At 66.6% G+C, this 25,902-nt stretch carries 30 protein-coding genes and 1 tRNA gene; 20 read left to right on the top strand and 11 right to left on the bottom strand.

The window, feature by feature from the left end; translation table 11 throughout:
* Positions 1-157: 157 nt before the first annotated feature.
* The 5 genes from meaB (at position 158) to KUH32_RS01830 (ending at position 3,349) form a co-directional block, all read left to right on the top strand.
* Positions 158-1,138, top strand: coding sequence for a methylmalonyl Co-A mutase-associated GTPase MeaB (meaB, locus tag KUH32_RS01850; RefSeq protein WP_217776363.1), 981 nt, complete (start codon positions 158-160; stop codon positions 1,136-1,138).
* A complete protein-coding gene (locus KUH32_RS01845; protein WP_217776362.1) occupies positions 1,135-1,962 on the top strand; it encodes an alpha/beta hydrolase in 828 nt (275 codons plus the stop codon). The genes meaB and KUH32_RS01845 overlap by 4 nt, the downstream gene beginning before the upstream one ends.
* 101 nt (positions 1,963-2,063) lie before the next feature.
* On the top strand, positions 2,064-2,354 hold the full coding sequence (gene rpmB / locus KUH32_RS01840; protein WP_217776361.1) for a 50S ribosomal protein L28: 291 nt from the start codon (positions 2,064-2,066) through the stop codon (positions 2,352-2,354).
* Between the two features lie 101 nt (positions 2,355-2,455).
* A complete protein-coding gene (locus KUH32_RS01835) occupies positions 2,456-2,806 on the top strand; it encodes a hypothetical protein (protein WP_217776360.1) in 351 nt (116 codons plus the stop codon).
* A 42-nt stretch (positions 2,807-2,848) separates the two neighbouring features.
* The gene (locus KUH32_RS01830) at positions 2,849-3,349 is read left to right on the top strand and encodes a copper chaperone PCu(A)C (protein WP_217776359.1); all 501 of its coding nucleotides are present in this window, start codon (positions 2,849-2,851) and stop codon (positions 3,347-3,349) included.
* On the opposite strand, the gene KUH32_RS01825 is transcribed toward KUH32_RS01830, so the two are convergent.
* Positions 3,350-4,045: an NAD-dependent deacylase gene (locus KUH32_RS01825; RefSeq protein ID WP_217776358.1), complete on the bottom strand. Its 696-nt coding sequence runs from the start codon at positions 4,043-4,045 to the stop codon at positions 3,350-3,352.
* 36 nt (positions 4,046-4,081) lie between these two features.
* Between KUH32_RS01825 and KUH32_RS01820 the strand changes: the two genes are divergently transcribed.
* Complete coding sequence (locus tag KUH32_RS01820; protein WP_217776357.1) at positions 4,082-4,543, top strand: low molecular weight protein-tyrosine-phosphatase; 462 nt, start codon at positions 4,082-4,084, stop codon at positions 4,541-4,543.
* Here the strand turns inward: KUH32_RS01820 and KUH32_RS01815 are convergent, their stop codons facing one another.
* The 3 genes from KUH32_RS01815 to KUH32_RS01805 form a co-directional block, all read right to left on the bottom strand.
* Entirely contained in the window at positions 4,544-5,029 is a 486-nt protein-coding gene (locus KUH32_RS01815) for a cytochrome b (RefSeq protein ID WP_217776356.1), read from the bottom strand. It abuts the gene before it with no gap.
* A gap of 248 nt (positions 5,030-5,277) precedes the next feature.
* The gene (locus KUH32_RS01810) at positions 5,278-5,496 is read right to left on the bottom strand and encodes a hypothetical protein (RefSeq protein WP_217776355.1); all 219 of its coding nucleotides are present in this window, start codon (positions 5,494-5,496) and stop codon (positions 5,278-5,280) included.
* A 95-nt stretch (positions 5,497-5,591) separates the two neighbouring features.
* Positions 5,592-5,768 carry a CTP synthetase gene (locus KUH32_RS01805; RefSeq protein WP_217776354.1) on the bottom strand — a complete coding sequence of 59 codons (177 nt, stop codon included), beginning with the start codon at positions 5,766-5,768 and terminating at the stop codon, positions 5,592-5,594.
* A gap of 266 nt (positions 5,769-6,034) precedes the next feature.
* Here KUH32_RS01805 and KUH32_RS01800 point away from each other — a divergent pair, with 266 nt between their 5' ends.
* A complete protein-coding gene (locus KUH32_RS01800) occupies positions 6,035-6,373 on the top strand; it encodes a hypothetical protein (protein WP_217776353.1) in 339 nt (112 codons plus the stop codon).
* 426 nt (positions 6,374-6,799) lie between these two features.
* Here the strand turns inward: KUH32_RS01800 and KUH32_RS01795 are convergent, their stop codons facing one another.
* Positions 6,800-8,077 carry a helix-turn-helix domain-containing protein gene (locus KUH32_RS01795; protein ID WP_217776352.1) on the bottom strand — a complete coding sequence of 426 codons (1,278 nt, stop codon included), beginning with the start codon at positions 8,075-8,077 and terminating at the stop codon, positions 6,800-6,802.
* Positions 8,078-8,404: 327 nt separating this feature from the next.
* Positions 8,405-10,210 (bottom strand): translation elongation factor 4, encoded by a 1,806-nt coding sequence (lepA, locus tag KUH32_RS01790; protein WP_217776351.1) that lies wholly within the window; start codon positions 10,208-10,210, stop codon positions 8,405-8,407.
* Positions 10,211-10,754: 544 nt separating this feature from the next.
* Here lepA and KUH32_RS01785 point away from each other — a divergent pair.
* Together KUH32_RS01785 and KUH32_RS01780 are read left to right on the top strand one after the other, a co-directional pair.
* Positions 10,755-11,105, top strand: a complete 351-nt coding sequence (locus KUH32_RS01785) for an arginine transporter (protein WP_217776350.1) — start codon at positions 10,755-10,757, stop codon at positions 11,103-11,105.
* Positions 11,106-11,173: 68 nt separating this feature from the next.
* Positions 11,174-12,136 (top strand): LysR family transcriptional regulator, encoded by a 963-nt coding sequence (locus tag KUH32_RS01780; RefSeq protein WP_217776349.1) that lies wholly within the window; start codon positions 11,174-11,176, stop codon positions 12,134-12,136.
* Between the two features lie 82 nt (positions 12,137-12,218).
* Here KUH32_RS01780 and KUH32_RS01775 read toward each other — a convergent pair whose 3' ends face one another.
* From KUH32_RS01775 to KUH32_RS01765, 3 genes are read right to left on the bottom strand one after another with little or no spacing between them, the layout of a single operon-like run.
* Positions 12,219-13,004: an alpha/beta fold hydrolase gene (locus KUH32_RS01775; protein WP_217776348.1), complete on the bottom strand. Its 786-nt coding sequence runs from the start codon at positions 13,002-13,004 to the stop codon at positions 12,219-12,221.
* 39 nt (positions 13,005-13,043) lie between these two features.
* On the bottom strand, positions 13,044-13,757 hold the full coding sequence (locus tag KUH32_RS01770) for an NUDIX hydrolase (RefSeq protein WP_217776347.1): 714 nt from the start codon (positions 13,755-13,757) through the stop codon (positions 13,044-13,046).
* A gap of 36 nt (positions 13,758-13,793) precedes the next feature.
* Positions 13,794-14,165, bottom strand: a complete 372-nt coding sequence (locus KUH32_RS01765; RefSeq protein ID WP_217776346.1) for a DUF983 domain-containing protein — start codon at positions 14,163-14,165, stop codon at positions 13,794-13,796.
* A gap of 229 nt (positions 14,166-14,394) precedes the next feature.
* On the opposite strand from KUH32_RS01765, the gene KUH32_RS01760 reads away from it, so the two are divergent.
* From KUH32_RS01760 to KUH32_RS01745, 4 genes are all read left to right on the top strand, one after another.
* Positions 14,395-14,880: an EF-hand domain-containing protein gene (locus tag KUH32_RS01760; protein WP_254898962.1), complete on the top strand. Its 486-nt coding sequence runs from the start codon at positions 14,395-14,397 to the stop codon at positions 14,878-14,880.
* Positions 14,881-14,992: 112 nt separating this feature from the next.
* Positions 14,993-15,586 carry an RNA polymerase sigma factor gene (locus KUH32_RS01755; protein ID WP_217776345.1) on the top strand — a complete coding sequence of 198 codons (594 nt, stop codon included), beginning with the start codon at positions 14,993-14,995 and terminating at the stop codon, positions 15,584-15,586.
* Positions 15,576-15,920, top strand: coding sequence for a hypothetical protein (locus tag KUH32_RS01750; RefSeq protein WP_217776344.1), 345 nt, complete (start codon positions 15,576-15,578; stop codon positions 15,918-15,920). The genes KUH32_RS01755 and KUH32_RS01750 overlap by 11 nt, the downstream gene beginning before the upstream one ends.
* A 1-nt stretch (position 15,921) precedes the next feature.
* Positions 15,922-16,413, top strand: coding sequence for a periplasmic heavy metal sensor (locus KUH32_RS01745; RefSeq protein WP_254898961.1), 492 nt, complete (start codon positions 15,922-15,924; stop codon positions 16,411-16,413).
* 14 nt (positions 16,414-16,427) lie between these two features.
* Here the strand turns inward: KUH32_RS01745 and KUH32_RS01740 are convergent, their stop codons facing one another.
* On the bottom strand, positions 16,428-17,882 hold the full coding sequence (locus KUH32_RS01740) for a diguanylate cyclase (RefSeq protein WP_217776343.1): 1,455 nt from the start codon (positions 17,880-17,882) through the stop codon (positions 16,428-16,430).
* A gap of 102 nt (positions 17,883-17,984) precedes the next feature.
* Between KUH32_RS01740 and KUH32_RS01735 the strand changes: the two genes are divergently transcribed.
* The 7 genes from KUH32_RS01735 to KUH32_RS01705 all read left to right on the top strand — a co-directional run bounded on the left by KUH32_RS01735 (position 17,985) and on the right by KUH32_RS01705 (position 24,272).
* Positions 17,985-18,269, top strand: coding sequence for a DUF3572 domain-containing protein (locus tag KUH32_RS01735; RefSeq protein ID WP_217776342.1), 285 nt, complete (start codon positions 17,985-17,987; stop codon positions 18,267-18,269).
* The gene (locus KUH32_RS01730; RefSeq protein ID WP_217776341.1) at positions 18,266-18,961 is read left to right on the top strand and encodes an HAD family hydrolase; all 696 of its coding nucleotides are present in this window, start codon (positions 18,266-18,268) and stop codon (positions 18,959-18,961) included. The genes KUH32_RS01735 and KUH32_RS01730 overlap by 4 nt, the downstream gene beginning before the upstream one ends.
* Before the next feature lie 101 nt (positions 18,962-19,062).
* A complete protein-coding gene (locus KUH32_RS01725; RefSeq protein ID WP_217776340.1) occupies positions 19,063-20,628 on the top strand; it encodes a trimethylamine methyltransferase family protein in 1,566 nt (521 codons plus the stop codon).
* A 90-nt stretch (positions 20,629-20,718) separates the two neighbouring features.
* Positions 20,719-22,455 (top strand): DUF4153 domain-containing protein, encoded by a 1,737-nt coding sequence (locus KUH32_RS01720; protein WP_217776339.1) that lies wholly within the window; start codon positions 20,719-20,721, stop codon positions 22,453-22,455.
* A 64-nt stretch (positions 22,456-22,519) separates the two neighbouring features.
* Complete coding sequence (locus KUH32_RS01715) at positions 22,520-23,122, top strand: heme NO-binding domain-containing protein (RefSeq protein ID WP_217776338.1); 603 nt, start codon at positions 22,520-22,522, stop codon at positions 23,120-23,122.
* On the top strand, positions 23,119-24,105 hold the full coding sequence (locus KUH32_RS01710) for a diguanylate cyclase domain-containing protein (RefSeq protein ID WP_217776337.1): 987 nt from the start codon (positions 23,119-23,121) through the stop codon (positions 24,103-24,105). The genes KUH32_RS01715 and KUH32_RS01710 overlap by 4 nt, the downstream gene beginning before the upstream one ends.
* A 92-nt stretch (positions 24,106-24,197) precedes the next feature.
* Positions 24,198-24,272 (top strand) — tRNA-Gln (locus tag KUH32_RS01705).
* A 78-nt stretch (positions 24,273-24,350) separates the two neighbouring features.
* On the opposite strand, the gene KUH32_RS01700 is transcribed toward KUH32_RS01705, so the two are convergent.
* Positions 24,351-25,781: a S1 family peptidase gene (locus KUH32_RS01700; RefSeq protein ID WP_217776336.1), complete on the bottom strand. Its 1,431-nt coding sequence runs from the start codon at positions 25,779-25,781 to the stop codon at positions 24,351-24,353.
* Between the last annotated feature and the right edge of the window lie 121 nt (positions 25,782-25,902).

The raw sequence follows: 25,902 nt of genomic DNA, 5'->3' as shown, positions 1-25,902 counted from the left end.
GGCCAGCCGGTTTCGGCGGAAAGGCGTCCACGCGGCGGCAGAGAACCGCTGGACGGCGCGGTTATGGGCTGCTGGACAAGCGGGTTGCCCGCGGGGCACAAGGCGCAAGGAACTGGAATTGCGGCTGAAAAGCCCGGCAAGCCTGCAGGAGGCGGGAATGGACGATACGCAAACTCTTGCCAAGCGGCTTTGTGCCGGGGACCGCCGGGCGCTTGCGCGGGCGATCACGTTGGTGGAAAGCAGCCGACCGGACCACCGGACGCAGGCGCTGGCGCTGCTCGATGCGCTGCGCGGTCACGGGCACGAGGCGCTGCGGATCGGTTTGTCGGGAACCCCGGGCGTCGGCAAGTCGACCTTCATCGAGGCCTTCGGCTGCATGCTGACCGGGCAGGGATTGCGCGTGGCGGTGCTGGCGGTCGATCCGTCCTCGGCCCGCACCGGCGGGTCGATCCTGGGCGACAAGACCCGCATGGAACGTCTGAGCCGCGATCCCCGAGCGTTCATCCGCCCGTCGCCCAGCCAGACCCATCTGGGCGGTGTCGCCCGCCGCACGCGCGAAGCGATCGATCTGTGCGAGGCAGCGGGCTTTGACGTCATCCTGATCGAGACCGTCGGCGTCGGCCAGTCCGAAACCATGGTGGCCGAGATGTCCGACCTGTTCCTGCTGCTGTTGGCGCCCGCCGGCGGCGACGAATTGCAGGGGGTCAAGCGCGGGATCATGGAAATCGCCGACCTGATCCTGGTCAACAAGGCCGATGGCGAACTCAAGGCCGCGGCAACGCGGACCTGCGCCGACTATGCCGGCGCCCTGCGGCTGATGCGCAAGCGCCCCGAAGACCCACCGGGCTTTCCCAAGGCGCTGACCGTATCGGCAATGGAAGAGGCCGGTCTGGCCACGGCGTGGGAGGCGATGACGGAACTGGCGGACTGGCGCCGCGACCACGGTCATTTCACCGCCCGCCGCGCCGCTCAGGCCCGCCACTGGTTCGAGGCCGAGGTGCGGCACGGCCTGCTGGCGCGCCTGGACGGTAGCGAAGCCCGTGCCGCCCTGGCACGGCTGGGCGAGGCCGTGGCAGCGGGCGAGATGTCTCCGGCCAAGGCCGCGCAGGACCTGCTCGCGCATCTGCCGTCGCGATGAAGCGGCACGTTTTCTTTGACGGCGCGCTGCTGAACGGCACGCTGTTCAATCCCGGCCAGTCACGCCTGTTCGTCAGCTTCCGCCAGCGCATCGGCGACCCTGGCAATTTCGAAAAGGCGCGTGCGGTGCACCGCTATGCGGCCAACGGCTTTACCCACCTGCACCTTCAAAGCCGCTGGAACGACTGGTACGTCAACGCGGAAACCCCGGCGCTCGAACGCGCGCTCGAGGCGTTCTCGGCGCAGTTCGAAAGCGTTTGCGCAATGGGGTTTTCCATGGGCGGTTACGCGGCCTTGCGCCTTGCCGGGCCGTTGCGCTTGTGTCATCTGCTGGCGATCTCGCCGCAATACTCCATCGCCAAGGTGCATGTGCCCTTCGACCGGCGCTACCGCGCCGAGGCGCGGGGCTGGGATGCGGAAGCGGGCGATCTCGCCTGCCGGGGGACGGATGTGCGGGGTGCGGTGCTGATCGACCCGTTCCGCCCGCTGGACCTGGCCAATGCCGAACTGATCGCCGCGGCTTTCCCGAACCTGACCGTGGTGCGCCTGCCCTGCGGCGGCCATCCGGCGACGCGGGCCCTGCGCCAGGGCGGCAAGCTGGGCTGGTTGCAGGATCAACTGGCACAAGGCGTGCCGGACCCGCGCGCCATCGGCCGCAGCCATCGCGCGGTGCGCCGCGACAGCGAAAGCTATTGGCGTCACCTGCAAGCCCTGGCCAAGCATCGCGGTCGTTCCACCCTTGCCGAAACCGCCCGCAAGCAGGCCCGCAGAATTGCCGCGAAATCGGCTGGGGCGGGACTTGACGGCGGCGCGGCAGAGCCTTAGAGACCGGCAAACGAGATTCCGGGCGCCCCCGCGGCGCCCTTTGATATTGGCGCCGCTCCGCAATCCAGCGGGTCCGCGCCCAGAAACCGAGGATGAGACCCATGTCGCGTGTTTGCGAACTGACCGGTAAGGGCCCGATGGTTGGCAACAACGTCAGCCACGCCAACAACAAGACCAAGCGGCGTTTCCTGCCGAACCTGAACGATGTGACGCTGCAGTCCGAAACGCTGGGCCGTGGTGTCAAGCTGCGTATCTCGGCGGCGGCGCTTCGGTCGGTCGATCACCGCGGCGGGCTGGACAAGTTCCTGGCCAAGGCCAAGGACACCGAGCTGAGCAACCGTGCTCTGAAGGTCAAGAAAGAGATCGAAAAGGCACAGGCGGCAACTGCCTGATCCGTCGATTGCCGGTATTCGAAACAGCCTCGCGCCATCCGGCCGGGGCTGTTTCCTTTTGTCGCTTGGCAATTCGCCACCGCACCGCCTAGCTTTCCGGCATGCGTGATCTCGCCCGCCATATCGCGGTCAGCCTTCTTGCGCTGAGCCTGCTTTTCACCAGCGTCACCATGGCGGCTGCGCGCGGGCAGGCCATGGCGGAAGGGCAGATGGTGCTGTGCCTCGGGGGTGGTGTCGTCACCGTCTATGTCGACAGCGAAGGCAAGCCGACCGGGGCTCCGCATGTCTGCCCCGATTGCGCGCTGTCGCTGCTTGCCTGGGTTGAAGGCGCAGACACGGACACCGCGCCGATGCGTGTCTGGCGGCGCGTCGCGCCCAGTTTCGCACGGATCGCCGCCGAAAAGACGTTGCGCCTGCGCGCCACCGCACGCGGCCCCCCGGATACGGTCTGATACCCTTCTTTCAGATCAACCTATCATCCAGGGAATCCAAACATGTTCCAACGTATCCTTTTGGCCGGCGCCGCGGCGCTGACCCTTGCAGTGCCCGCATTCGCCGACATCACCATCGAAGACGCCTATGCCCGGTCGGCGATGCCCAATGCCAAGACCGGCGCGGCCTTCATGATCATCAGCAACAGCGGCGACGCCGACGACCGGTTGCTCTCGGTTGCGTCGGATGTCGCGCAACGGGTCGAACTGCACACCCATATCGACAACGGCCAGGGCATGATGCAGATGGTCGAGGTCGAAGAGGGCTTTGTCATCCCCGCTGGCGGCAGTCACGCACTGCAACGCGGCGGCGACCACGTCATGTTCATGGGCCTGACCGGGCCCCTCGTCCAGGGCGAGGCGGTGACCGTCACGCTGACCTTCGAGAAAGCCGGCGACATGGTTGTCGAAATCCCGGTCGATCTTGAACGCCAGCCCGCGCCGGGCGGCATGGGCCACGGCATGAAACATGGCCAGGGCATGGCACCCAAGGCGTCGAACTGATCAGCGGGGCCCGGCAAGCAGGCTGTCCACCCAGCGTGGCACGGCCTGTGTCGCCGGGCCCAGCACCACCTCGTCGAACAGGCCGGGCATGCCCGAGGCTTCGAGATTGATCTCGACCGTTCGCGCGCCGCTCAGCGCGGCTTCCTGTACGAAACCGGCCGCTGGATAGACCTGACCCGATGTGCCGATCGCGGCGAACAGGGTGCACGCCTCGAGATGTCCGGCGATTTCGTCCATCCAATAGGGAAATTCGCCGAACCAGACCACGTCGGGCCGGGTCGCGGCTGCGCGGCAGGACGGACAGGGATCGGCCGGTGCCATGGTTTGGGGCGCGGGCCAGCGATGCCCGCATGCATGGCACAAAGCCTGATCCAGTTGCCCGTGCATGTGGATCACCCGCGCCCCGGCGCGTTCATGCAGCCCGTCGACATTCTGCGTCACGATCACGACGGACCCGCTGTGGTCCGTTTGCAGCCGGGCCAGGGCATGATGGGCGGCGTTGGGTTCGGCCTTGGCGGCTTGCGAGCGGCGGGCATTGTAGAAGTCGTGAACCAGCGCGGGATCGCGGGCGAAGCCCTGCGGCGTGGCCACGTCTTCCAGCGGGTAACGCGTCCACAGGCCGTCCTTGTCGCGAAAGGTGCCCAGCCCGCTTTCGGCCGAGATGCCCGCGCCTGTCAGGATGACGATCTTTTCCATGCTTTTCGGCGCCTTGTTCACGGGGTATCAGGAACCATGGCGCATCGTATCCTGTTCGTCTGCCTGGGCAATATCTGCCGGTCGCCGACCGCCGAGGCGGTCTTGCGAAGAATGGCCCGGGCGCGGGACATGGCGCTGGACATCGACAGCGCCGGCACCGGCGATTGGCATATCGGCAAGCCGCCATATGGCCCGATGCAGGACGCCGCCCGGGCACGCGGATACGATCTATCGGCCCTGCGCGCGCGCCAGGTCGGGACCGACGACTTTCATCGCTTCGACACGATCCTGGCGATGGACGCCGACAACATCGCCGGTCTGGCCCGCATCGCACCCGACGGATTGCGGGACAAGCCGCGGTTGTTCACCGATTTCGCGCCGGATACGGGCGCCGATCACGTGCCCGACCCGTATTTCACTCGCGATTTCGAAGCGGCGCTGAACTTGATCGAAGCGTGTGCGGCGGGGTTCCTCGATCATCTCGAACGCCGTCGCTGATCATTCCGCAGGGTGGCGCATCCGGTCCAGAACACCGGTTTTCCAGACGAATTGATGCACCACAACGGCTGCGACATGCAGGGCGATCAGCGCAAGCAGCAGGGCGCGCAGGATCTCGTGGATGTCGCCCGCCGTTTCATCGCCGCGGAACCAGGCGAACGCGCCGGTGACGGGCAGGGCGATCAGGAACACGTAGAAGGCCTGATGCGCCACGATCCCGGCCAGGCGGAACAACTCGGGTTCGCCTTCGGGCGGCGGCGGTGCGCCACGGGCGCGCCGGATCGCCAGCCGGACCAGCGTCAGCACGAAGATCACGAACCCTCCGAAGACGTGCAGCGCGACCAGCGCCGTCGGCTGTGCCTGCCCGGTCTCGACCAGCCGGTCGAACGCATCCGACATCGGTTCGTGCAGAAGGTATTGAAGTGCGACCAGCACCATCACCGCCCAGTGAAGGCGAATTTGTGTCAGCGAGTACCCCCGTCGCATCGCGAACCCTTTGTTCTGCCCCGCGCGGGGGCGCCTGCACGGTCAGGCCGCGGCCTGGTCGGCATGCGGCATCCTGCCGGGGAATTGGACCCAAAGAGCTTTGGATTTGCAAGCGCGTTGCCCGTTGCGACGGCGTGATCCGCCTGCCTGGTTGCGCCCTGCGCGACGGGCCGGGCGCAAGGAACGCGCCGACGCCGGCTCCAGGGTGAACCCGCGTCCCGGTGGCCCCGGACCGGCGTGTCGGACGATCAGCGCGTGCCGGTGGCGGCAGAGCTGGACGTGCTGGTCACTACGGTTGCGAAGAACAGCAGCGCGACCGTCAGCGCATCCGCCTCCGGATCAGGTAAGCCATTGTCGGGCAACGGTAATTCTTCGGCCTTGTCGAAAGGGTCGAGCGTCTCTTGCGCGGGCAAGGAACCGCCTGTCGCCGCGGCCAGCGCCGCGGCGGTCATCGCTATACGGACCATTGGAAACTCCGAACGTCATCAAAAATGCGCTAGGAAGCGTAGCGGACCGATGCGATGCGAATACCCCCATATGGGGGTGGGCGGGTCGGCGCGGGTCAGACCAGGCGCTTGGCGATCAACCAGGATACCGGAAAAGCGCTGAAAAATCCGACACTTGCAGCGACGAGAATGGCTGTCGCGGTGTCGTAGCCCATGACCAGCGCGGCGATCACGGCGCAACCGGCAAGGGTGGATCCGAGGAAGATGTGAATGACGAGCGTCAGCGGCAACATGGGTGTCTCCGGCCTTGGGGATTCGCCCAAGGATTACGGTTTCGGAATGCGTACGACCTTGATCCAGGGCAAGGTCTAACGCCGCGCACGGGGCGTTAACGCAGGGAACGGGCGGCTCTGGCAGGGTGCAATCCGTCCCGAACAGGCCGATTTCGGGACGGATCGGTGGGGGCGGAAAACGGGTCATCGGGGCCGCGCCGCGACCGATCCGTCCGATTCGGGCCGGGTTCGGGACGGATTGGTGATTGGACCCAAAGGAGACCGGGATGCAGAGCGAATTTCGCGCCGTGCCGCTGACACGCTTTCGTGAGCAGACGGCGAAACATGTCGATTGGGTCGACCGCTGGGGTGGCCATCTGTGGCTGTCGCGGCACGGCCGCTTCGTGGCCGGCGTGGTGCCGTTCTACCAGCTGGAGCTGCTGGCCGCACTGGAGGGCCGCGACGAGACCGAGGCGCGGCGGCGGCTGGAAGAGGAGTATACCCGGTTCCGCGCGGCCAAGTCGGTCCAGGCCCGTGCCGAGGCAGCGCGGTTGGATGCGGGGCAGGGCGTGGGCGGCGAGGCGCGGACGGCCCTGGCGATGCGGCGGCGGGTTGGGGCGCCGTAGGGCGGGGTTCACCCCGCCGTCGGCCGGACGGGCGGCCCGTGTCGGGTGGGTTTGTGACCCACCGGCGCGGGTGGTTTTGGCGATGGGGTGTGGCGGGGTGAACCCCGCCCTACGCGGAGATCGGGGTGTGGCCTTTGGGCTGGGTGCCCTTGCGCGGAATCAAGGCCCGCGAGGGCCGCCGCGCATCGGTCACGCCAAAGGCATGCTTCCAGCATGACCCGCCCGTCACGCCGAAGGCGTGCCGTTTTCAACCGGCGCACCTGCGGTGCGACGGGCTGGCGATTTGGTTGTGCTGGGGGCTGTGGTCGCAGGGTGGACGGATTCGAAGGAATAAAGTGTATCGTTCAGGCGGTGGATCGCCATCCCGCGGACTGGCGGGGTGGGTGTGGTGGGGTGGCGGTGAAAGACCGCAAACTAGTGTAGTTTTCATTTCTTCGACGGATACCTTGGTAGAAAAGGCAGCTTTTCTCTTAGCTTCTCATAGTAACGCCGGACTGTTCCTGGGCTCTCATTCTGTATTACGCTTACAATCGAAGCGATGCTACCCGCAGTTGTCAATGCTACCATTGGGTCCACGATAGTAACGAAACTTACAAAGATCAATATACGCCCGACAAGTATTGATCCGTTTTTGATTGCTTCGCCGCGTCGCTTTTTTATGACTGACTTGCGCTCTGCGTCGCTTGTCAAAATCTCGGTCTCTTTGTACTCTCGTATTTCGGCTGATATATCGCGGAGAAGTGTCGTTATTGCCTCTGAAAACACTGGTTCGCCATCTTGTGTTCGAACTTTGTCTAATTCATCGGCGACAGCGTCGAAGTCCTTGTCAATATCAACGGCGTCATCGGGATCGATCTCGATATCGGAAACTCTTTGAGCTTTCGCCAAGGCTTCCCGGTAGTAAAGGCGCATCAATTCTCGATGATCATCGCTAAACTCATCAAGAGCTGCTTGATCGAAATCCGATATAGCAAATGATATATCATCATTTGAAGCGCTTCTTGATATGAGGTTTCCTGCACGTAATAGGATTCTTGGATTCGGTCGAGTTCTGCGAGTTTCTCCTTGGTAATCGTGAAGGGCCTGGACTATTCTGTTCACATTTGCGTTGACGCCATCTGACAAATTTTTCGCAATTCGATCTGCTTGATGTCCCAGCGCTTCAATAAGATCGCTTCTCGCCTGCTCAATCTGCGCTATTTCCGTTTTTATCTCGTCAAATTCAAATGCAACAGGGATTACTTTTTGATTCTCGCTGTCAAACTTGAAGTCCGTCAGTGAAGCGTCAAGTATCGATTTGTCTAAAGTGGTCTTTGCTTCCTTTATGTCAACGTCAAGCTTCTCGTCTTTCTTGGCGAATGGTACGTTCCCGGTGTCAAGATTCTCTTCAAGTTGCTTTCTAAAATTCTTTAATGCAACAATAATTGACTTTCTGGTTGACTTATTCGGATATGTTTGACTGCGTTCATAGTTTCCGATTGTAGCAGCGGAAACCCCCACAACATCTGCCCAATCTTGTTGACTTCCAATTCGTCGGCGTAGTTTTTTAAATTCAGCATGGTTAAACAGATCTTCGGCTTCCAGTTGCTCCGTAATCGCGTCTAGTCGCTCAATATCCTTCAATATGAGTTGCCTTTCGCGAGCGCGAATTTGTGCAAAAATTTCCTCATAGGACAGGCTGAAGTCTATCTGTTTCCAATCCACGTCTTTACCCGGTTCAAAGCTACCACTGGGCCATTATTGTCATTAAACCAGATCAAATTCAACTCGAAGTTGCTAACGCGTGGCGAACAGTTTATTGGCTGAGCATAGGTTGAATCGGGGGAGCAAACGCAAGCGCTTTTTGGCATTTTACAACAGCGAAGTTGTTCAGGTTTTGCTTGGAAAATGATCCGCTCAATCAGTGCTTTGAATGCAGTTTTTTACGTGTCCACCTTCGATGCCGAACCAGCTATAGCCCACCGGGTGGGCACGCGGAACCTGGCTGCGCCAGAACCCGCTTTCGCCCACTCGCGCTGAAAATGGCAGCTTTCAGCTGTCCATTTTCAGCGCGGAAATAAACGCCTCTTGCGGGATATCCACCTTGCCGAACTGCCGCATCTTCTTCTTCCCGGCCTTCTGCTTTTCCAGCAGCTTCTTCTTGCGCGTCGCGTCGCCGCCATAGCATTTGGCGGTGACGTCCTTGCGGAGCGCCGACAGTGTCTCGCGGGCGATGACCTTGCCGCCGATGGCGGCCTGGATCGGGATCTTGAACATGTGGCGGGGGATGAGATCCTTGAGTTTCTCGCACATCGCCCGGCCGCGCATCTCGGCGCGGTCGCGGTGGACCATCATCGACAGCGCGTCGACCGGTTCGTCGTTCACCAGGATCTGCATCTTGACGAGGTTGTCCTCGCGGTAGCCCTGTAGCTGGTAGTCGAAGCTGGCATAGCCCTTGGTCACCGATTTCAGCCGGTCGTAGAAGTCGAAGACCACCTCGTTCAGCGGCAGGTCGTAGACCACCATGGCGCGGGCGCCGGCATAGGTGAGGTCGAGCTGGATGCCGCGGCGGTCCTGGCAGAGTTTCAGCACGTCGCCCAGGTATTCGTCGGGCACCAGGATCGTGGCCTTGATGCGCGGCTCCTCGATATGGTCGATTTTCGACGGGTCGGGCATGTCGGCGGGGTTGTGCAGGTCGATCTTTTCGCCGTCCTTCATGAAGACGTGGTAGATCACGCTGGGCGCGGTGGTGATGAGCTCGATATCGTATTCGCGCTCGATCCGGTCGCGGACGACCTCGAGATGCAGCAGGCCCAGGAACCCGCAGCGGAAGCCGAAGCCGAGCGCGGCCGAGGTCTCCATCTCGAAGGTGAAGGAGGCGTCGTTGAGGGCGAGCTTCTCGATCGCGTCGCGCAGGTCCTCGAATTCGGAACTGTCGACGGGGAAGAGGCCGCAGAACACCACCGGGACCGAGGGCTTGAAGCCCGGCAGCGGTTCGGTCGCGCCCTTTTTCTCGTGCGTGATGGTGTCGCCGACGCGGGTGTCGCGGACCTGCTTGATCGAGGCGGTGAGCACGCCGATCTCGCCCGGGCCCAGTTCCTGGACGTCGGTCATGGCGGGTTTCAGCACGGCGAGCCGGTCGACGCCGTATTTGCCGCCGGTGCGCATCATGCGGATGTTGTCGCCGCGGCGCAGGGTGCCGTCCATGATGCGGACCAGCACGACGACGCCGAGATAGCTGTCATACCAGCTGTCCACCAGCATCGCCTTGAGCGGTGCGTCGGGGTCGCCGGATTTCGGCGCGGGCAGGCGGGTGACGATGGCCTCGAGCACGTCGGGAATGCCGACGCCGGTCTTGGCGGAAATCAGGCAGGCCTCGGAGGCGTCGATGCCGATGACGTCCTCGATCTGTTCCTTGACGCGCTCGGGTTCCGAGGCGGGCAGGTCGATCTTGTTGAGCACCGGGACGATCTCGTGATCGGCGTCGATGGCGGTGTAGACATTGGCCAGCGTCTGCGCCTCGACCCCCTGGGTGGCGTCGACCACCAGCAGCGAGCCTTCGACCGCGCGCATCGAACGGCTGACCTCGTAGGCGAAATCGACATGGCCGGGCGTGTCGATGAGGTTGAGGATATAGGTCTGCCCGTCCTTGGCGGGGTATTCGATGCGGACGGTGTTGGCCTTGATGGTGATGCCGCGCTCGCGCTCGATATCCATGGCGTCGAGCATCTGTTCCTTCATGTCGCGTTCGGCGACCGTTCCGGTGAGCTGGATCAGCCGGTCGGCCAGGGTGGATTTCCCGTGGTCGATATGGGCGACGATGGAGAAGTTGCGGATGCGGGACAGGGGTATGGTCATGGATCGCGATATGCGGCGGAATGCGGGTTTGGTCAAGGTGGGTTGAGAGGGTCTTCCTGCGCGGAATCACGGCCGCAGGGTGAAGAGGGACCGTCGCGCCAGTGGCGCGACGCAAGCCCGATGAACGCGCATCGGTCATGCCGGAGGCATGCGTTCCGCATGACCCGCCCGGACGGGCTGGCGATTTGGCTGGGCTGGCTGCGGGGCTCGAAGGGCCTACGGACTTGGTGGGATAAAGCGCGGCAATTCGGAAGCTGGATCGCCATCCCGCGGACTGGCGATGCGCGGCTTGGGTAGAGGGCGGCGCACGGGCGCGAGTTGGTTTGGACATCTGTCCTGCGGTGGGACGGAATGGCGGGGTGAACCCCGTCTTACGGGGGCTGGGATCGCGGTGGGGTGGACATCCAGCCGGGGAGAGGGTGACGTATCCCCAGCGAACAATTGCCATTTACCTTGTTTTGACGCATGATCAGGCCAAATGGGCAGAGCGTCGGGCGATCGGGGACAACCTCGGCGGCGGCGGAGAACAGGCGGAACGGGTGACATGCGCACAGCGGGACTTCTTCTGACGGCATTGGTGTTTCTGGCGGCGTGCGGGGGCAACCGGGTCGACCGGTATGCCGGCGGCGCGGCGGTGCAGTTTTCCAGCGGGCCGATTTCCAAGGCCTGCCTGGGCAGCGGGCGCAAGGCGGCGAACGGGCGGCTGTGCGGCTGCATCCAGGGCGTGGCGAACCGGTCGCTGTCGGGCGGCGATCAGCGCATGGCGGCGAAATTCTTTTCCGATCCGCACCGCGCCCAGGAAATCCGCCAGTCCGACAACCGCAGCCACGAGGCGTTCTGGCAGCGCTACAAGGCCTTCGCGGCGCAATCCGAACAGATCTGCAGCGGCCTCTGAGCGCGCATCGGGGCGCTTGACGCGCGCCCGGCGCAGTTTCACAAATGTGAAAACCGGCGGGGTGCGGGATGCTGATGAAGGGCGTGACGCTGCGCGGGCTCGAAGTGTTCGAGGCCTTGGCAGCAACGGGATCGGTGGCCGGTGCGGCGGACCGCACCGGGCTGAGCCTGCCCGCCGTGAGCCAACAGATACGGAATCTCGAAACCGCGCTGGGCCAGCCGCTGGTCGATCACGGGCGCCGCCCGATGAGCCTGACGCCGGCGGGGCGGTCCTATCTGGCGCGGGTGCAGGTGGTGCTGGGACAGCTGCGGCTGGGCCAGAGCGAGCTGACCAGCATGGATCTGAGCCATCTGCGGGTGCTGAACCTGGGCGTGATCGACGATTTCGACAACGACCTGACGCCGCGGCTGGTGACGATGCTGGCCGAGACCATGACGCGCTGCCGGTTCCGGCTGGTGACCGCGCCCAGCCACGAGATCGCCGCGGAAATGGCGGCCGGCCGGCTGCACCTGGCGGTGGCGGCGTCACGGGGCGAGGCGCTGGAGGGGGTGACGGAATACCCGCTGGCGCGCGATCCCTTCGTCTTCGTCTGCCCGCGCGGGGCGGCCGAGCGCGAGGGCGACGTGGCGGCGGTGATGCGCGCGCTGCCGATCCTGCGCTATGACCGGGCGCAGATGATCGGCGCGCGGATCGAGGCCGAGCTGCGCCGCCACGGGCTGGATTTCGACGAACGCTTCGAGATCGGCGCGCATCTGTCGCTGATGACGCTGGTGGCGCGCGGCATGGGCTGGGCGATCACCACGCCGATGGGCTACATGCGTGCCGGGCGGTTCCATGACCGCATGGAGGCGCATCCGCTGCCCTGGCCGCCCTTCGCGCGGACGATTTCGCTGTATGCCGGGGCGGATTGGGCCGGCGAGTTGCCGCGCGACGTGGCGCGGACGGTGCAGTTGCTGATGCAGGAGATGGTGATCGCGCCGGCCCTGGCGTTGCTGCCCTGGCTGGACGGCGAATTGCGGCTGCTGGATTGAAGCGTTTCGGATCCGACCAAGGGCCTGTCGCATCGGTTTTCGCGTTCGCCCGAAGGGCGAGGCCGCGAATAACCGATGGGATTCACTCCGAAGCGCGGCTGGCGCGGTCGGGCGCGTTGAGGAAGGCGCGGACCGAGGCTTCGAATTCGCGCGGCTTTTCGGCGTGCAGCCAATGCCCGGCGCCGGTGATCCGGGCAAAGCGCGCGCGCGGGAACAGCGCGCGGATCGCCGGGCGGTGTTCGGGCTGGACGTAGTCGGACCGGGCCCCGGAGAGGAACAGGGCGGGGCCGTCGAACTGGCCCGAGATGTCGGGAAAGCCCAGGATCGCCGGCATCTCGGCGGCCAGCGTGTCGAGGTTGAGCTTCCAGCGCCGCGCCTTGAGGTCGAGCGACTGGGTGAAGAAGGCCTGCAGGGTCGGGTCGTCGACCAGTGCCGCCAGCTGCGCCGAGGCGTCGGAGCGTTTTTCCACGCGCGACAGGTCGACGGCGCGCATCGCCTCGATGAACTGGATCTGCGAATGGGTGTAGGCGACCGGGGCGATATCGGCGACCACCAGACGATTGACGGTCTCGGGGTGGGCCAGCGCCAGCACCATCGCCGCCTTGCCGCCCATCGAATGGCCCACCACGTCGGCGCGGCCGCCCTGCGCGGCGATCACCTCGGCCAGATCGGCGGCCATGTCGGGATAGCTGTGGCTGTCGGTCCAGGGGCTGTCGCCGTGGTTGCGCAGGTCGACGGCGATGACCTGGCGTTCGTCGGACAGCCGCTTGGCGATCACGCCCCAGTTGCGGGCCGAGCCGTAGAGGCCGTGCACGATCAGAAGGGGCGGCGCTTGGGTGGCGGTGCCGTGGGTCAGGGTGTTCAGCATGGCGCGTGATTAGCCGCTGCGGGACGCGGCGAAAAGGGGTCAGTCGGGCAGCGGCCGGCCGTAGAGCCGCAGGAACAGGCTTTCCTCGTCGGTGTTGTTGAAGAACGGCACGGAGGCGGGCGGCGTGGCGTCGGTGGCGCGGGCGGCGATTTCGGCCAGCACGACTTCGGTGATGAAGGGCAGGTCGAAATGCCGGACCTCGTCGAGCGCGATCCATTGCAGGTGGCTGAGCTCGTCCGTGGCGGCGTCGAAATCGTCGGGATCGCTGGCCAGCGCCTCGGCATCGAGCAGGAAGAAGCGCGCATCGAAACGGCGCGGCCGCCCCGGCGGCGTGATGGCGCGGAACACGAATTGCAGCCCCGACGCGTCGGGCAGCAGGCCGCGTTCGGAAAAGCCCTGCCAGTCGGCGGGCGCGTCGGGCCAGGCACCGGGCGCGCCGAGGATCTGGCCGGTTTCCTCCCACAGCTCGCGGATCGCCGCGGCGGCCAGCGCCGGCACGAGGCCGGGCGCGGCATCGTCACGCAGCCGCGCGGCGCAGAGCGGCGGCAGTGGTGCTGCGAAGGGCACTTCGGCGTCGGCGCTGTCGACCGCGCCGCCGGGGAAGACGAACTTGTTGGGCATGAAGGCCGCCCGCGACCCGCGCTGGCCCATCAGGATGCGCGGGCGGGTGTCGCGGTCGCGCAGGACGATGACGGTCGCGGCGTCGCGGATGGCGGTCTTGTCGGGGCCTGGCTGATCGGGGCTGTCGGTCACGCTGGGTCCGTTTCGCTTGAGGCAGGGGGCGCCGGCCTAGTGCGCGAAACCGTGCATTCCGCGTGCCCACTGGAAACCGACGATCGCCCCCTTCAGTCGGGGTAACAGATAAAGCGACAGGGCGACGCAGCCAACCGCGAAGATGGTGAACAGGATCAGCGGATCCGGCCGCCAGGTGGTGAACACGAACAGCAGAAGCGGCGCCATCACGTGGCCGACCAGCAGGATGGTCAGGTAGGCGGGCCCGTCATCGGCGCGGTGGTGGTGCAGTTCCTCGCGGCAGACCGGACAGGATTTCTGCACCTTGAGATAGCCCGCCATCATCGGGCCGGACCCGCAATTCGGGCACCGTCGGCGCCATCCGCGCCACACGGATGGCCAGGTTTCTCGGGGAAGGTTCTTGATCATGTCCTGTCGGTCGTTTCTTTCTTATCTGCATGGACAGGATGCGGTTTCCGGCGGCGCGAAAACAGGGGACAGGATGTCCTTGCGTCGTCCTGTCGCGGATCACGGAGGCGTGAGGTTTGTGTCATTCGCGACGGAATCGCACCGGGCCGGCGTGAGAGCCTGTGGAGATGCCGGACGGACAAGCCCGGCGGACCGACAACCCGAGACAGGTCGGATACAGGAGATCGACATGACCAGGAAAACACCTTTTGCCATCGCAATGGCCAGTGCCGTGATCGTCGCGTTGGGCGCGGGCGCCGTCGCCGCCAAGCCCGGGCCGGGGGGCCGCGGCGACATGGATCGCGCTACGCTGTTCGAGCGGTTCGACACCGATGGCGACGGCCGCATCACCCGGGCCGAGATCGACGCCGCCCATGCCGCGCGCTTTGCCGCGGCGGATGCCGATGGCGACGGGCTGCTGAACGCCGAGGAGTTGCAGGCGATGGCCGACGCGCGGCGCGAAGCCCGCCGTGCGGAGCAGTTCGAGCGGATGATCGACCGCATGGATGCCAACGAGGACGGCAAGCTGTCGGCCGAGGAACTGGCGGCGCGCGGCGAGACCCGGATGTTCGACCGGCTGGATGCCAACGACGACGGCGTGATCACCCAGGCCGAGGCCGATGCGATGCGCAAGATGGGGCGCGACCATCGCGGTGACGGCCGGCGCGACCGGTAGAACGGAACGGAGCGGCCCGGAATCATCCCCATCACCTTCCGGGCTTGCGCCTCGGGCCGGGCGGCGCCAGTTTGACCGGCGTCGCCCGCGACCCGGCGGGACAGCGAAGCGGATGCCTCTTGACGCCATGACCGGCCGCGACGACGACGAGTTGCTGGCGCGCTACGCGGCCGGGGATGCCGAGGCCGCGCGGGTGCTGACCGCCCGGCTGGGGCCGCCGGTCTTCGCCCATGCGATGCGGATGCTGGGCGGCGACCGGGCCGAGGCCGAGGATGTCACGCAGGAGGCGATGCTGCGGCTGTGGCGCGCCGCGCCGGGTTGGGATGCCGGCGGCGCCAAGCCGCGGACCTGGCTTTACACGGTGACGGCGAACCTGTGCATCGACCGCTTGCGCCGCCGCCGCGGCGGCATGGCCGATATCGATGCGGTGCCGGAACCGGCGGACGGCGCGCCGTCCGCGGTGGCGGGATTGCAGCGGGCCGAACGGGCCGCGGCGTTGCAGGCGGCGCTGGATGAGCTGCCGGACCGCCAGCGCCAGGCGGTGGTGCTGCGCCATATCGAGGGGCTCGGCAATCCCGAGATCGCCGGGATCATGGACATGAGCGTGCGGGCGGTGGAAAGTCTGATCGCGCGCGGCAAACGGGCATTGGAAGAGCGGCTGCTGGGGCGCCGCGCGGAACTGGGGATCGATGGCGATGACGGATGAGCGGAAAGACGGGCTGGACAGCTTCTTTGACGCGGGCCGGGCGCAGGCGCCGGAACCGTCGCGCGCGTTCATGGCAAGCCTTCAGGCGCAGGCGCTGGCCGAGATGCCGGCGCCGCGGGCGGTGTCGCGGCGGCCGGGCGTCCTGACGCAGTTGCGGCAGGCGCTGGGCGGTTGGCCCGGCGCGGCCGGCCTGGCGGCGGCGGGGCTGGCGGGCCTGTGGATCGGGGTCAGCCCGCCGGCGGGGCTGGCGGCGATGATCGGCGGGACGGACCTGTCGGGCTATGCCGTCGATCCGATCGGCAGCCTGGAGCTGTCGCTGATGGCGGAGGGCTGAGATGGCGACGGAACGGGACCCGGCGGGCAAGTCCGGGATGGCGTTGTGGTTGCGGCTGCTGCTTTATGCCTCGCTGGCGCTGAACCTGGTGGTGGCCGGGGTCGTCGCCGGGGCGCTGCTGCGCGGCGGCCCGCCCCCACGCGACGCGCGGGACGTGATCGCGCCCTATATCCGGGCGCTGGATGCCGACCAGAGCCGCGCGTTGCGGCGCGCCTTTCGCAGCGCGGCACGCGACGGCGCGCGGCCCGGTGCCTTTCTGGCGGGCTATCGCGACGTGCTGGCGCTGCTGCGGGCCGAACCCTTCGATCCCGAGGCGGTCGCGACGGCCCTCGAGCGCCAGGGCGATGCGGCGGCATCGCGGCAGGCTCTGGGCCGCCGGGTTCTGGTGCAGCACCTCAGCGGGCTGGACCCGGCCGCGCGGGCGGCCTTTGCCGACCGGCTGGAGGCGGAACTGGAGAACATCGGCAAGCGCCGTTCGCCGCCGCGCGACTGAGCCCGCCGGGCGGTTCAGCCGGTGCCGCGCAGGGCGCGGGCGGGTTTGGTCCTTGCGCCGTCGGATTCGGCGCGGTCCTTGCGTCGCCGGGGCAGGGCGGCGAGGTTGTCGGCCAGCACCACCGTGTCGCGCCCCTGCCGCTTGGCCGCATAAAGCGCGCGGTCCGACGCGTCGAGCAGGGCCGTGGGCGAGGTCGCGGCATCCGGCGCACCGATCGCGACGCCGATGCTGATCGTCACCGGGATGACCCGGCCATCGGCCAGTTCGACCGGGTTGTCCGCCACCAGCCGGCGCAGCCGCTGCGCGGTGCGCATCGCCGCCGCCTGGCTGGTATCGGGCATCGCGACCAGGAATTCCTCGCCGCCGATGCGGGCGACCATGTCGGCGGCACGCAGGTTGTCGCGCAGCCGCCGCGCGACATCGCCGAGAACGGCGTCGCCCGCGGGATGGCCGAAGCCGTCGTTGATCTGCTTGAAATGGTCCAGGTCGGCCGACAGCAACGCATAGCTGCGGCCCTTCTGTTTCGCCTGTTCGGCCAGCCGCCCCAGATGCGGCAGCGCGTAACGGCGGTTGTAGATCCCGGTGAGCGGGTCGATCACCGCGGCCCGCAGACCGTCCTGCATGTCGGCGCGCAGGCGGTCGGCGGTGCGCTTTCGCGCCACCTGCTTGGCCAGGCGCAGCGCCAGTTCCTGCGCGTCCAGGCCGTTCGACATCAGGTCGCTGGCGCCGATATCCAGCGCCGCGGCGGCATGTTCGCGCTGGCCGGGCTGGGCGACATAGACGATGGCGGCGTGCCGCGTCCGGGTGTCGGAGCGCAGCTGCGACAGCAGCGGCAGCGCCGCGCCGCCCGGTCCCGGCGCTTCGGCCAGAACGAAGACATCCGGCACCGGCCCGCCATCGCGCAACACCTGTTCGGGATCGCGGTGGGCGATGCGGTGCGGCGTGACCCGGCCCAGCCGGTCGAGCAGGGCATCGATATCCAGCCCCGGACCGACGGGCACCAGGGTGACGCTGGCGGGGGCGGCGAAGGGCGCCGGGTCTTCTGCAAGGCCGAGCGCCCGGCGGGTGTCGTCGCGCAACCGCAGCTCGGCCTCGGCATCGCGGGCGCGCAACAGGGCGCGGATGCGGGCCAGCAGGACCAGTTCGTCGACCGGGCGGCAGATCACGTCATCGGCGCCGGCGGACAGCGCGTCGCGCCGTGCCGCCGCATCGTCGGCTTCCAGCAGAAGGACCACGGGCAGGTCGGCACCCGCCGCCGTGGCCCGCAGCCGGTTGCAGAATTGCCGGCCGGTCATGTCGGGCAGGTCCGACGAACACAGCACGAGATCGGGGCGGTTCCTGCGCATGGCATCGAACGCGCTGCGGCCGTCCACCGCCTGTTCGACGGTGTAGAAGGCCGAAGCCAGCCTGACACGCAGAACGATCCGGTTGGTCGCAACGCCGTCAGCGATGAGAATCCGTCCTGACATAGGTTCCTTTCGGCCGCTTCCATATCGGCAGCCGCTTGATCCGCACTGTATCCTCAGTCTTTATGAACGAAGGTTAAGAAACTGTTTCGGATTTGAGGCAAAATGGTCATGTCGCGGGAATCCGCCGAGACGGTCGGGCTGCAGGCGGTTGCCTGGCTGGCCTCGAACGACGACTTGCTGCCGGTGTTTTCCGGCGCCACCGGTGCCGGCGAGGCCGAGTTCCGGGTCAATCTTCAGGATCCCGAGTTTCAGGGCGCGGTGCTGGATTTCATCCTGATGGACGACGCCTGGATCGCCGCCTTCTGCGATGCGCAGGGGCTGGGCTATGACGCGCCGATGCAGGCGCGCGCGGCGCTGCCCGGCGGGGCACAGGTGCATTGGACATGAGCGCGGCCGTCGCTGGCGTGCTGTTCGACAAGGACGGCACGCTGTTCGATTTCGCCGCCACCTGGGAAGCCTGGGCCGAGGCGTTCCTGCTGCGGGTCTGCACCGGCGACCGGGCGCGGGCGCAGGCGATCGGGGCCGAGATCGGGTTCGACCTGGGCGCGCGGCGCTTCCATCCCGGCAGCATCGTCATCGCCGGCACGCCGGGCGAGATCGCCGCGGCGCTGGGCCCGCATCTGCCGGGGCTGTCGCAGGACGGGATCGTGGCGTTGCTGAACGAGGAAGCCGCCCGCGCGCCGCAGCGCGAGGCGGTGCCGCTGGCGCCGTTCCTGGACCGGCTGCGCGCGGCGGGGTTGCGGCTGGGCGTGGCGACCAACGATGCCGAGGCGCCGGCGCTGGCGCATCTGGACCATGCCGGCGTGCGCGACCGGTTCGATTTCGTCGCGGGGTTCGACAGCGGCCACGGCGCCAAGCCCGGCCCCGGCCCGTTGCTGGCCTTTGCCCGGGCGGTCGGGCTGGCGCCGGACCGGGTGGTGATGGTGGGCGACAGCGCGCATGACCTGGTCGCGGGTCGCGCCGCGGGGATGCGCACGGTGGGCGTGCTGACCGGCATGGCGGGGCCGGAGGTGCTGGCACCGCTGGCCGATGCCGTGTTGCCCGATATCGGCCATCTGCCGGGCTGGCTGGGGTTGTAGCGCCGGGTGCATTCGCGAAAAGCGACGGCCGGCGTCGTTTTCCGGCAGGCGAAGCGCGGGGGCGGCGTGTCTGCTAGGGGCGCAGCCGACAGGAGACCGCCATGGCCGATACCGACGCCCCCGTGAAACGCCGCCGCAGCGGCGGCCGCGCCGGCAACAGCGCGCGGCGCGGCGACGCGGCGATCGAACAGGCGCCCTGGTGCCTGCCGGTCAACCGTGACGCGCCGACCGAGCCGATGTCGCAAGAGGGCGTGGCGCGGATGCATGACGCCGCGATGCGCATCCTCGAGGAGATCGGCATCGAGTTCCTGAACGACGAGGCTGTCGGCATCCTGCGCAAGGCGGGCGCCACGGTGGACGGCCAGAACGTCCGCATGGGCCGCGACATGGTGATGGAGTATGTCGCCCTCGCGCCGTCGCAATTCACCATCACCCCGCGCAACCCCGAGCGCCGGATCGTGCTGGGCGGCAACCACATCCTGTTCGGCAATGTCAGCTCGCCGCCCAATTACTGGGACATGGAGATCGGTCGCAAGGTGACCGGCACGCGCGAGCAGTGCCGCAACCTGCTCAAGCTGACGCAGTATTTCAACTGTATCCATTTCGCCGGCGGCTATCCGGTGGAACCGGTCGACATCCATCCCAGCATCCGGCACCTGGACGTGCTGCACGACAAGCTGCTGCTGTCGGACAAGGTGGTGCATGCCTATTCGCTGGGCCCCGAGCGGGTCGAGGACGTGCTGGAGATGGTGCGCATCGCCGGCGGCCTGAGCCGCGAGGAATTCGAGGCCAGCCCGCGGATGTATACCAACATCAACTCGACCTCGCCGCTGAAGCATGACTGGCCGATGATGGATGGCTGGATGCGCTGCGCGCGCGCCGGCCAGGCGCTGGTGGTGACGCCGTTCACGCTGGCGGGCGCGATGGCGCCGGTGACGATGGCCGGCGCGGTGGCGCAATCGCTGGCCGAGGCGCTGATCGCGGTGGTGCTGGCGCAGATCGTCAAGCCGGGCGCGCCCTGCGTGATCGGCACCTTCACCAGCAATGTCGACATGAAATCGGGCGCACCGGCCTTCGGCACGCCGGAATACATGCGCGCGACCCAGATGACCGGGCAGATGGCGCGGTTCTACGGCCTGCCGCTGCGGTCGTCGGGGTCTTGCGCGGCCAACGTGCCGGACGGCCAGGCAATGTGGGAGACCGAGCACAGCCTGTGGGCGGCGATCCAGTCGGGCAGCCACATGGTTTATCACGCGGCGGGCTGGCTCGAGGGCGGGCTGATCGCCAGCCCGGAAAAGTTCGTGATGGATTGCGAAGTGCTGAGCCAGATGATCCGCTACATGGACCCCGCGATCTGGGATACTTCGGACGAGGCGCTGGCGCTGGACGCCATCGCCGAGGTCGGCCCGCACGGGCATTTCTTCGGCTGTCAGCACACCCAGGATCGCTATACCACCGCCTTCTACCAGCCGTTCCTGTCGGACTGGAAGAATTTCGAGGCGTGGGAGGCGGGCGGCGCGGTCTGGACACCCGAGCGGGCGCACCACCTCTACAAGCAGATCCTGGCGGATTTCGAAGCGCCGCCGATGGACGAGGCGATCCGCGACGAACTGGCCGCCTTCGTCGAGCGGCGCAAGCGCGAGGGCGGGGCGCCCACCGATTTCTGAGCCGCGAACCGCCGGGAATCCCCACCTTGCGGTTGTCATGCCGGACCCGCAGACTGGCACGGATGCCGATACGAGGGGCGAGGTAGGGCCATGACACGCGACGAGACGCGGCAAGCCGGGATGCGGCTGGTGCTGGTCCTGCTGGGGTCGCTGGCGGGGCTTGCGGGCTGGGCGTTCGTCGACTGGTTGCCCGACCGCATCGGCGAGCCGCGGCTGCTGCTGTTCGCGTCCGGTTTCGCCACGGCCTTCTTCACCATCCTGCTGGCGTTGACCGGCCCGGCGCGGGTGGGACCGGCCGCGCTGGTCTCGGCTCCGGTGGCGCTGGTGCTGGCGGGGCTGCTTTACGGCGCATCGGCGCGCCATGTCACGGTGGCGGGCTTTCTCGACCAGGTCTATCCGGCGTTGGCCTTCGGCATGGCGCTGCTGATCGCCACGCCGTTCCTGGCCGCCTGGCTGCGCGACCGGACGGGGTGGCGGGACTATCCCAGCCTGTTCGCGCTGAGTTGGCGGATCGTGGTGCGCTATGCCGCGGCAGTGCTGTTCACCGCGCTGTTCTGGGGCCTGTTGTCGCTGTCGGACGCGCTGCTGCACATCGTCGGGGTGCCGCTGATGGCCTGGGTCACCGACCGCCCGGCTCTGGCCGCGGCGCTGACCGGCGCGGTGTTCGGGTTCGCGCTGGCCATCGCGCACGAGCTGCGCGATTTCGTGTCGCCGCGGCTGGTGCTGCGGCTGTTGCAGATGCTGCTGCCGCCGGTGCTGGCGGTGGCGGCGGTTTTCCTGGCGCTGCTGCCGATGCGCGGCTTTTCCGGGCTGGAACTGGCCGGGTTCTCGCCGGCCGCGACGCTGATGGGTTTTGCGCTGGCCGCCGTGGTGCTGATCACCGTGGCGGTCAACCGCGACCGGCGCGAGGCGGTGCAGGGCCGGCTGCTTGTGGTTTCGGCCCAGATCCTGGCCCTGCTGGCGCCGGTTCTGGCGGGGCTGGCGCTGTGGGCGTTGTGGATCCGCGTGGCGGGCTATGGCCTGAGCCCCGAACGGTTGATGGCGGGTACGATCGGCGCGGTTCTGCTGGCCTATGGCGCGGCCTATGCGCTGGCGGTCGTGCTGCGGCGCGGCTGGATGGCGCGCATCCGGGCCGCCAATACCTGGATCGCGCTGGTCTCGGTCGCGGTCTGCCTGGTCTGGCTGAGCCCGCTTTTCGTGCCCGAACGCATCGCCGCGCAGGATCAGCTGGCCCGCGCGCAGCGCGGCGTGCCGGCCGAGATCCTGCCGCTGCGCGAACTGGCCTGGGATTGGGGGCATCCCGGCCGGGCGGCGCTGGCCGAGCTCGAGGCGCTGCGCCCCGACCTGGCCGCGCGGATCGCCCTGGCGCGCGAGGCCGATCCCGGCCGGATCGCCGACGCGGCGCCGGATGACCGCGCCGCGCTGCGCGACGCCGTGCCGGTCTATCCCGCGGGTGCCGTCTTGCCGGATACCGCCTGGGACGGACTGACGCCGTTCCTGGCCGCGGACCTGCGCCGCGCCTGCGCCAATGTCATCCCGGAGGGGCCCGGCTGCGCGGTGTATGTCGGTCGCTTCACACCGGGGGCGGGCGCCGACGAAGCGCTGCTGTTCCAGCGCTTTGGCCCCGACTATGTGCAGGTGCAGTCGCTGTCTCTGGAAGACGGGCGCCTGGCGTTGCGGGGCTTTGCCGGCGGCTTCGGCGTGGCGGTCGACGGCGGATTGCCGGATGCGGCGCTGGCAGCCCTGCATCGCGGCGAGGCGCGGCTGGCGCCGAGCGATGCGCAGGTGCTGCGGCTGGGCGACATGGCGATATTTCCGCGCAATTGAACCTGTTTCCAGAATCTTAAACCCTGTACCGCAGGTTGCGGCGGATATTTGAGTTCGGTGGAAGATGCACGGTTTGATCCTCCGCACCCTGCAGCGGTTCCTGCAGGATACCTATGGCCGCGAGGCCTGGATGGCGATGGCCGAGGCCGCGCATCTGGAGGATGCCGGTTTCGAGGCGATGCTCAGCTACGATCCGTCCTTGCTGGATGCGGTGCTGGACGCCGCGGCGGTGCAATTGTCGAAGCCGCGCGAGGTGTTGCTGGAAGATGCCGGCACGTACCTGGTCTCGCATCCCGGAAACGAACGCCTGCGCCGGCTGTTGCGCTTTGGCGGGATCGACTTCATCGATTTCCTGCATTCGCTGGACGATCTGCCGGACCGGGTGCGCCTTGCGGTGCCCGATCTGCACCTGCCCGAGATCGAGTTGCGGGATTTCACCGCGTCGCAATTCAGCCTGCATGTCCACGAAAGCCTGCCGGGCTTTGGCCATGTGCTGGTCGGGTTGTTGCGCGCCATGGCCGACGATTACGGCGCGCTGGTGCTGCTGGACCACCAAGGCGCCTCGGGCGGTGCGGAACGGGTGGAAATCCAGGTGATCGAGACCGATTTCGCCTCGGGGCGCGACTTCGACCTGGCCGGACCGGCGACGCCCAGGATGGTGTCATGACGCTGCCGATGGCGATCCTGAACGACCTGTGTCCGATGCATGTGGTCATCGATGCGTCCGGCCATGTCCGCCAGACCGGTCCGACCCTGGCCAAGCTGGTGGGCGACGACCCGCTGGAGGGCACGCGGTTTCTCGAACGTTTCGAGGTCTATCGCCCGCGGTCGGTGTCGGGCATGGCCGAATTGCTGGCGGCGGCGGGGCGCAAGCTGCACCTGCGGCTGCGCGACGCCCGGCGCACCGCGATGAAGGGCGTGCTGGTGCCCGACGGCCGCGGCGGCGCGGTGGTCAAGATGTCCTTCGGCATGGGCGTGGTGGACGCGGTGCGCGACTTTGCGCTGACCAGCCGCGATTTCGAAGCCACCGACCTGACGGTCGAAATGCTGTACCTAGTCGAGGCCAAGTCCGCGGCGATGGAGGCATCGCGCACGCTGAACCTGCGCCTGCAGGGTGCCAAGATCGCCGCCGAGGAACGCGCCTATACCGATACGCTGACCGGATTGCGCAACCGCCGCGCGGCCGATCACGTGCTGGCCCAGGCGGCGGCGTCGGACGGCGCCTTCGCGGTGCTGCATGTCGATCTGGATTTCTTCAAGGACGTCAACGACACGCTGGGCCACGCCGCGGGCGACCGTATGCTGCGCCAGGCCGCGCAGGTGATGACAGACCTGATCCGCAAGGGCGACATGGCGGCGCGCGTCGGCGGCGACGAATTCGTGATCCTGCTGTCCGGGCTGAGCGACCGGGGCGCGGTGTCGTCGATCGCCCGGCGCCTGATCGACGGGATCGAGAAACCCGTTCCGTTCGGCGGCCGGTCCTGCACCGTGTCGGCCAGTATCGGCATCGTCGTCGTCACCGATCCTGGCCGCGAACCGGCCGGTATCCTGGCCGAGGCGGACGCCGCGCTCTATGCCGCCAAACGCGCCGGGCGCGGGCGCTTCTGCTTCTACGAGCCGGGTATGACGCCGCTGGCCGATGCCTCGTGACCGGGATGGAAGCACGGTTGGAAAAGCGGTGGAAATTTGCTGTCTGGGGGCTTGATCCCCTGAAATCCGCGTCGTAAGTAGCGCGGCACGGTTGGGGTGTAGCCAAGTGGTAAGGCAACGGTTTTTGGTACCGCGTACCGTAGGTTCGAATCCTACCACCCCAGCCAGTTATTCCTTGAACGCATCACCTGTTCAGGTTGGCCAAGCCCGGCTGTGACGTCTGGCGCGGGCGGCGCTTGATGGTTTCACCGGCACTCTATGAACACGGTGAATTCATCGGCTTTTTCGGCCAGATCCTCGGGCGTCAGGACATCATCGCTGCTGCTCAACAAAGGCTCGACCCCGTTCTGGAAGAGGAAAAGCTTTGCGATTTCTCCGCGAACCGAAAAGTTCACGTTTTGCGGCACGTCGCCAACAATCTCGGCGATCTCGATTGCATCGAGCTTTGACACGACGACGCCAATGACCGCGCCATTACCGGCAATAACAGGCCCACCGGAATTTCCTGACTGAACCGGGGCCGTGATCTGCATGGTCGTTCCTTCGCCCTGCAGTCCGGTGACCGAGGATATCGCCCCTCGTGTGATGTTCAGCCCGCCAAGCAGACCGGCATACGGATAACCGGCAACCGTGACATCGGCGTTGAGCCGTGCGGGAGCCGGCGAGAAAGCGGCGACCGCCTTTTCGGCATCGCGGGCCGTCTTGAGAACCGCCAGATCGAAGTCTTGTGATATCCCGAGAATGGTTGCCGGGTTTCCGTTTACGGAGACCTGCTCGCAACCCCAAACGACATGCGCATTCGTAAGCACATGTCCATCGTTTGAAACGAAGAAACCGGAACCCGTGCTCGGCGAACGCGTGTTTCCGGGCGCAACGGCGGAGGTTCGTTCTGGGTCGTTCGGGCCGTCTTGCTTTTCGATTACCGCAAGAACATTCACGACGGCATCCCAAAGGCGGCCGCTTTCCGTGAAGTGGATCGGCGCGCCCATCCCGACGGATATGCTTGCCGCCACGGCGTTCAACGTCGCTTTGTCCCAGGATTTCGCCGAGATCATGACAGTCGACCAACTGCCGTTCACGAAGTTCGACCTTGTATAAAGGATGGTTCCATCGCGTCCTTGCGCGCTCGTAACCGCGAAACCGGGCTTCCTGACCGTATACGGGGCGGCGGTACGGTCGTGTTTGGAAAGCGTGTAGTCGTGAAACCTGTTCGTTCGCGCCACGTCTGCGACAGCAACGGAGTAGGACAGCGAACTGCCGCTGTGCCGCCAGTTCACGAACTGCTCCGTAGCGGGGTCGGAAACAGCGGTCTTGGTCGGGAACAAGAAGGACATGCCGAGCGGTTCGAAATACTCGATCTGCCAACCATCGGACTCGACCCGTTGAAAGAGGGTGAAGGCCAGTATCGCCATGTGCCAGTCCTGCGCCGCGCTGCCGAATTCGCTTCGGGAATAGGCGGTGAGAGCCCGCTGGCTCATGGCCCCCCAATCCCCATCCAGCAGGCCGTTGTAATGCCCTTCGAAGGCGAGCGCGGCTTGAAGGAAGCGTTTGTCCTGTGTCGTGAGTGCATCGGCGCGAAAATCCCGCAACAGGGACGCATAGTCCTGAGCGACCACTGGGCTTGGAAAGCCCAGGGCAAATGATAGGGACACCAGAACAGCCAGCAGTGTTCGCATTTCGGCAATCCGCGCGCGCTTGTCGTTTAGTTTCAGAAGCCCACTGAATGGACCCCGATTCACTTTCGAAGTCTGGAATATTCTCCGAACCCGGGCAACAGCATGACCTCGAAACCGGCGT

The organism is Thalassococcus arenae (assembly GCF_019104745.1).
Classification (GTDB): Bacteria; Pseudomonadota; Alphaproteobacteria; order Rhodobacterales; family Rhodobacteraceae; genus Thalassococcus_B; species Thalassococcus_B arenae.
The sequence above is the reverse complement of the archived record's forward strand: the minus strand, read 5'-3'. Positions and strand labels throughout refer to the sequence as shown.